Annotated in this window: 4 protein-coding genes; 3 read left to right on the top strand and 1 reads right to left on the bottom strand. The window is 68.4% G+C overall.

The genetic code is table 11. The annotated features are described in order from the left end of the window. Positions 1 to 402 precede the first annotated feature (402 nt). The 3 genes from QMG73_RS18135 to QMG73_RS18125 are packed head-to-tail and all read left to right on the top strand — an operon-like array spanning position 403 to position 5,102. The gene (locus QMG73_RS18135; RefSeq protein ID WP_281897092.1) at positions 403 to 1,926 is read left to right on the top strand and encodes a multicopper oxidase family protein; all 1,524 of its coding nucleotides are present in this window, start codon (positions 403 to 405) and stop codon (positions 1,924 to 1,926) included. Positions 1,927 to 1,986: 60 nt separating this feature from the next. After that, positions 1,987 to 2,730 (top strand): HAD family hydrolase, encoded by a 744-nt coding sequence (locus QMG73_RS18130; RefSeq protein WP_281897090.1) that lies wholly within the window; start codon positions 1,987 to 1,989, stop codon positions 2,728 to 2,730. Continuing rightward, positions 2,727 to 5,102 carry a glycoside hydrolase family 65 protein gene (locus QMG73_RS18125; RefSeq protein ID WP_281897088.1) on the top strand — a complete coding sequence of 792 codons (2,376 nt, stop codon included), beginning with the start codon at positions 2,727 to 2,729 and terminating at the stop codon, positions 5,100 to 5,102. The genes QMG73_RS18130 and QMG73_RS18125 overlap by 4 nt, the downstream gene beginning before the upstream one ends. 75 nt (positions 5,103 to 5,177) lie before the next feature. Here QMG73_RS18125 and QMG73_RS18120 read toward each other — a convergent pair whose 3' ends face one another. Beyond that, on the bottom strand, positions 5,178 to 6,242 hold the full coding sequence (locus QMG73_RS18120) for a coiled-coil domain-containing protein (protein WP_281897086.1): 1,065 nt from the start codon (positions 6,240 to 6,242) through the stop codon (positions 5,178 to 5,180).

Below are 6,242 nucleotides of genomic sequence, written 5' to 3'. Positions count from 1 at the left end.
CCTCACCCGCCTACACCTCGGCGGCTACCAAACCCCACTACCCGGCCGCAACTCTCCCACCTGACCCACACATCAGACAGGAGAGCCGTGCATTTGCCCTTGATCGACGCGCGAGAGGGGCCGCGCGGCGCGCGGCGCGGGCCGCGCGGCGGGCCGCGCGGCGGGCCGCGACGCCCGTGACGCGTGTGCGGGGGGCGTGACGTGCGTGCGAGGGGCTGCGGCGCGCGTGCGGGGGCCCGCGGCGTGCGTGCGGCGGGCCGCTAAGCCTGCGCGGTGAAGTTGTTGGGGGGAGCGGGGTGGGGTGGCCCTGAAACGACCCTGAGGTTTGAGGCTGGGGGTGGACGCGGACGCTTATAGGTAGGGAAGCTACATGTAGAAGGCGGACCTATCGAGGAGGCGTTCGTGAGGCGGCGGCGGTGGACGGTCGTACTGGTGAGCCTGGCCCTGGTGCTCCTGGCCTGCTGTGGAGGCGGGGCGGCGCTCGGTGGCTGGGCGTGGAGCCGCGCGAAGGTCGACACCGCGGGCGAGATCGACTTTGTGAACAGGTTGGCGATACCGCTGCTGGCCGAGTCGCGGCTCGATGAAAAGGGGCGGCGGGTCTTCGACCTGCGGGCGCAGGAGGGCAGCCGTGATTTCGGTGCCGGCGGTCGCACCCGCACGTGGGGCTTCAACGGGGATTATCTCGGCCCGACCCTTCGGGCCAAACGCGGCGAAAAAGTACTCGTCAACGTCGTCAACGGCCTCGACGAAGAGACCAGTGTGCACTGGCATGGCATGCACCTGCCGGCCGTCATGGACGGTGGACCGCATCAGCCGGTCCGGCCGGGCGCGACGTGGTCGCCCACCTGGACGGTGGATCAGCCGGCCGCCTCGCTCTGGTACCACCCGCATCCGCATGGGCAGACCGCTAAGCATGTTTACCGGGGACTTGCCGGCATGTTCATCGTGGACGACGACAATGCCAGCAACGCGAGGCTGCCCAACCGGTACGGCGTCGACGATGTGCCCGTCATCGTGCAGGATCGCAAGTTTGACGGCGGCGGCCAGTTCGAAGAGGGCGAGAGCCTGGGCGGCGTCGGCATCCTCGGCGACACGATACTGGTCAACGGCACCGTGGCGCCGTACCACGACGTGCGCTCGGAGCGGGTACGGCTGCGGCTGCTCAACGGCTCCAACGCTCGCACGTACACGTTTGGAATGGCCGATGGCCGTGAGTTCGCGATGATCGGCACCGACGGCGGCCTGCTGCCGGCGCCCGTCGCCACCGATCGGGTCATGCTGTCGCCGGGCGACCGGGCGGAGATCGTGGTCGCGATGCGGCCCGGCGAGCGGGTGACGCTGCGCAGCTTCCCGGAGGACCAGGGCACCGACTTCTTCAACCGGCGGTTCACTGGTGGCGGCGACACGCTCGATGTACTCGAATTGCGTGCCGCCGACGACCTGGACCCCTCGGCGGATGTGCCGGCGAAGCTGGCGCCGTTCGAGCCGCTCGACGAGGCGGATGCCGTGGAGACCCGGCAGTTCCGGCTCGCCGGGCGAAGCATCAACGACCAGAAGATGGACATGAACCGGATCGACGCGGTGGTCACGAAGGGCACCACCGAGATCTGGGAACTGACCAAGCTGGATGGGACCCCGCACAGCTTCCACGTCCACGATGTGCAGTTTCAGGTGCTGTCGGTCGGCGGGCAGCCGCCGGCGCCCGATCTGATGGGGTGGCAGGACACGGTGTTTCTGAAGCAGGGGAGCACGGTACGGATTATCGCCCGATTTGCGGATTATGCTGATCCGGATATGCCGTATATGTTCCACTGCCACCTGCTCACCCACGAAGACGCCGGAATGATGGGGCAGTTCGTGGTGGTGGAGCCGGGGGAGTCTGCCGGACGGCCGCCGATCGGTTCGAGCCACCATCACGGACGGTAATTGCGGCGAGCCGCACACGGTGGCGGTTTCGGCGGGGGCGGAGCGGTTACTCTCTCCGTTGTGCTGGGCCTCCCCGAAGGCGTTACCGCCTGTCTTTTCGATCTGGACGGTGTGCTGACGCAGACCGCAAAGGTTCATAACTCCGCGTGGAAGGAGACCTTCGACGCTTTCCTGAGTGCTCGCTCAGTCGAGACCGGAGAGCCGTTCGTGCCGTTCGACTCCGGCAGTGATTACAACCGGTATGTAGACGGTCGCCCGCGCGCCGACGGTGTGCGCACGTTCCTCGCCTCCCGAGGCATCGTCCTGCCGGAAGGCACGCCCGACGACCCGCCCGAGGCGGAGACCGTCAACGGCGTCGGCAACCGGAAGAACGTCATTCTGCTGCGCCGGATCCGCGAAGACGGTGTCCAGGTGTACGAGGGCTCGGTGGCATACCTGAAAGCCGTTCGCACCGCGGGATTGCGTCGCGCTGTGGTCTCGGCAAGCGCCAATTGCCGCGATATCCTCACGGTTACGGGTCTCATTGACGAGATCGAGGTCGTCGTCGATGGCATCGTCGCCCGACGCGACAACCTGCGCGGCAAGCCGTACCCCGATACGTTCCTCGACGCGGCTAAGCTGCTCGGCGTCGCGCCCACGGCAGCGGCCGTATTCGAGGATGCACTGGCTGGAGTCGAGGCCGGACGCGCCGGCGGCTTCGGTCATGTCATCGGTGTCGATCGCGTCGGCCAGGCCGATGATCTTTACAAGCACGGCGCCCACGTCGTCGTGCGCGACCTCAGTGAGTTGCTGGAGACTTCATGATCCGTGAGCGGGCCTACCCGGTCGAGCCATGGCATGTCCGGGAGACCCGGCTCGACCTCGATGTGCTTGCCCAATCTGAATCGGTTTTCGCGCTGTCCAACGGGCACATTGGACTGCGCGGCAACCTTGACGAGGGCGAGCCGCACGGTCTGCCGGGCACATATCTGAACTCGTTCTACGAGCTGCGACCGCTGCCGTACGCCGAGGCCGGTTACGGCTTCCCGGAGTCCGGCCAGACCGTTGTGAACGTGACCAACGGCAAGCTGATCCGCCTGCTGGTCGACGACGAGCCCTTCGATCTGCGATACGGCGAGGTTCGCACGCATCAGCGGGTGCTCGACATGCAGGCGGGCACCCTCGACCGCACGGTCGAGTGGGTGTCACCGGCCGGCCGGGCCGTGCGGGTGCACAGCACGCGCCTGGTGTCGTTCACCCAGCGGGCGATCGCGGCGATCTGCTACGAGGTCGAGGCGGCCGACGACAAGCCCTTGCGGCTGATCCTTCAGTCCGAGCTCGTGGCCAACGAGGAGTTGCCGGCCACCCGGAAGGACCCACGGGTCGCCGCGGTGCTCAAGGCCCCGCTCAAGGCCGAGGAGCACCTCTCGAACGGCTCGAGCGGGCTGCTGATCCACCGCACCAAGAAGAGCGGCCTGCGCATGGCCGCGGCCATGGACCACGTGGTCGACGGCGCCGAAAAGGTGTCGGTCAGCACGGAGGCGTACCCGGACTGGGCCCGCACCACCGTTGCCTGCCTGCTCCAGCCCGGCGAGAAGCTGCGGGTGGTCAAGCTGCTGGCGTACGGCTGGTCGAGCCGGCGCTCGCTGCCGGCGCTGCGCGACCAGGTCGGCGCCGCGATCGCCAGCGCACGCTTCTCCGGCTGGGACGGCCTGCGTCGCGAGCAGCGCAAGTTCCTCGACGCCTTCTGGGACGCCGCCGACGTGCGGCTGGAGGGCGACCCCGAGGTCCAGCAGGCGGTCCGGTTCGGCCTCTTCCACGTGCTACAGGCCGGCGCCCGCGCGGAGCAGCGGCCGATCGCGGCCAAGGGCCTGACCGGGCCCGGGTACGACGGCCACGTCTTCTGGGACACCGAGACGTTCGTGCTGCCGGTACTGACGTACACGCAGCCCGAGGCGGTCAAGCACGGCCTGCGGTGGCGCCACGCCACTCTCGACCTCGCCCGGGAGCGTGCCCGCACGCTCGGGCTCAAGGGCGCCGCCTTCCCCTGGCGCACCGTGCGCGGTCACGAGTGCTCCGGGTACTGGCCAGCGGGCACGGCCGGGTTCCACATCGGTGCCGACATCGCCGACGCGGTGATCCGGTACGTGACGGCGACCGGTGACTACGACTTCGAGCGCGAGGTCGGGCTGGAGATCCTCGTCGACACCGCCCGGCTGTGGCGTTCACTGGGACACCATGACCGGCACGGGATCTTCCACATCGACGGCGTCACCGGCCCTGACGAGTACACGGCCGTGGTCAACGACAACGTGTACACGAACCTGATGGCCCGGTGGAACTTGCTGGGTGCGGCGGACGCTGCCGTGCGCCACCCCGACCAGGCCCGTCGGCTGGGCGTCGACGAGGAAGAGTCCGCGTCGTGGCGCGACGCCGCCGCGGCCATGCACATCCCGTACGACGAGGAGCTGGGCGTTCACCAGCAGTGCGAGGGGTTCACCCGGCTGCAGGAGTGGGACTTCGCCGCGACTCCGCCGACCGCGTACCCGCTGCTGCTCAACTACCCGTACTTCGACCTATACCGCAAGCAGGTGCTCAAGCAGTCCGACCTCGTGCTCGCCATGCACTGGCGGGGCGACGCGTTCACGCCGGAGCAGAAGGCGCGAAACTTCGCCTACTACGAGGCGCGCACCGTGCGGGACTCGTCCCTGTCGGTCTGCACGCAAGCGGTACTGGCGGCCGAGGTCGGCCACATGGAGCTCGCCCACGACTACCTGGGCGAAGCCGCGCTGATGGACCTGCACGACATCCACAACAACACCCGGGAAGGGCTGCACATGGCAGCGCTCGCCGGTGCGTGGATCGCGGTGGTCTGTGGACTGGGCGGAATGCGTGACCACGGTGGCGCGCTGTCGTTCGCGCCGCGGCTGCCGAGCCGGATCAGCAAGCTGGAGTTCTCGCTGCTGTGGCGGGGCCTGCGGGTCCGGGTCGACGTCGACCGCGACGAGGTGACGTACTCGCTGCGCGACGGCCACGACGGCGCCGAGCTGGAGCTGCTGCACCACGGCGAGGCCATCACGGTCACAGCGGACAAGCCGGTCATCATGTCGGTGCCGCCGCTGCCGCCCGTGGGTCCGTCGCCCCGGCAGCCCTGGGGCCGCGCACCGGCACGCCGGATGCCCGAAAAGACGTCCTAAACCCTTTTACGTGATCAGGGCGTCCCTCAAGTCGTTAGAACGACTTCAGGGACGCCCTGATCACGCTTGGAGGGGCTACAGCATCGACACGTGTACGTGGTTGGTGTGGTCGCTGGACGGGTCGCCGCCGGCACCGCTGTAGTACTTCCAACCGGTCGCCGGTGACCAGAACTGCCGGTACCAGATCACGTACATGATGCCGAGGCGGTCGGCGTTGCGCACGTAGAAGGCGGCGAGGTTGTTGCCGTACGTCTTGTCGGCACCGCTGGCGTCGCCGGCGAACCCGCCGCGCGCCGAGGACCAGTCACACGCCCGGCCCTTCGGGTGCTCGTACGGGCCACCGGACCGGTAGCAGTTCACGAACCGTTCCTTGGCACCGGGAACCAGCCGGCGCGTCTCGTTGTACATGTGCAGCGTCCGGGCCGTGATGCAGCCGCTGCCGGGGTTGGTCGGGTCCTTGGTGTTGCAGCTCTGCCCCGAGAACCCGCCGTCGTTGTTGCGCGGCGCCGGATTGGCCTTCGGCGAGGACGCGACCACGAAACCGCCGGTGGCCTGGCCACCGACCTGCTTGAGTGCGATCTCCGCGTCCTTCTTCTGCTTGGCCATGATGCTCATCTGCTTCTGCTGTTCGGCCAGCTCGGCGTCGATCGCGTCGTTGGCCCGCTTGGCCTGGTCGTGCGCCTCCCGGAGGATGGCGATCTTCGCGTTGTCGCGCTGCGCGAGCAGGTCGAGCGTCATCGAGCGGTCCAGGAACGCGTCTGGTGACGAGCTGTTGAGAAGCATCGAGACGGCGCTGATCCGGCCGCTGCGGTACGAGGCGTTCGCGATGGCCGCGACCTCGGGCTCCATCTCCTTGATCTTCGTCTCGGCCTTGGTGAGCTCGAGCTGGAGTTGGAGCTGCCGCTTCTGGGACTTGTCGACCGCCTGCTTCGCGTCGGCGTAGCCCTGGCTGGCCTTGGCTATCACGTCGCGGATGAGCGGGGTGCCACCCTCGTCGCCGGGTGTCGTCGGGGTCGGCGCCAGGCCGACTGGCGCGGCGGAAGCCGCGGAGCCGGGGCCGACCACGCCGATGATGGCGACCACGGCAGCGATCAGTGCGACGCCCAGCGTCCAGCGCTGGCGGCGTACGGATGCCGTCAT

Source organism: Phytohabitans aurantiacus, assembly GCF_027923225.1.
Lineage (GTDB): Bacteria > Actinomycetota > Actinomycetes > Mycobacteriales > Micromonosporaceae > Phytohabitans > Phytohabitans aurantiacus.
Note: the sequence above shows the minus strand (reverse complement) of the source record. Positions and strands in the feature narration are given on the sequence as shown.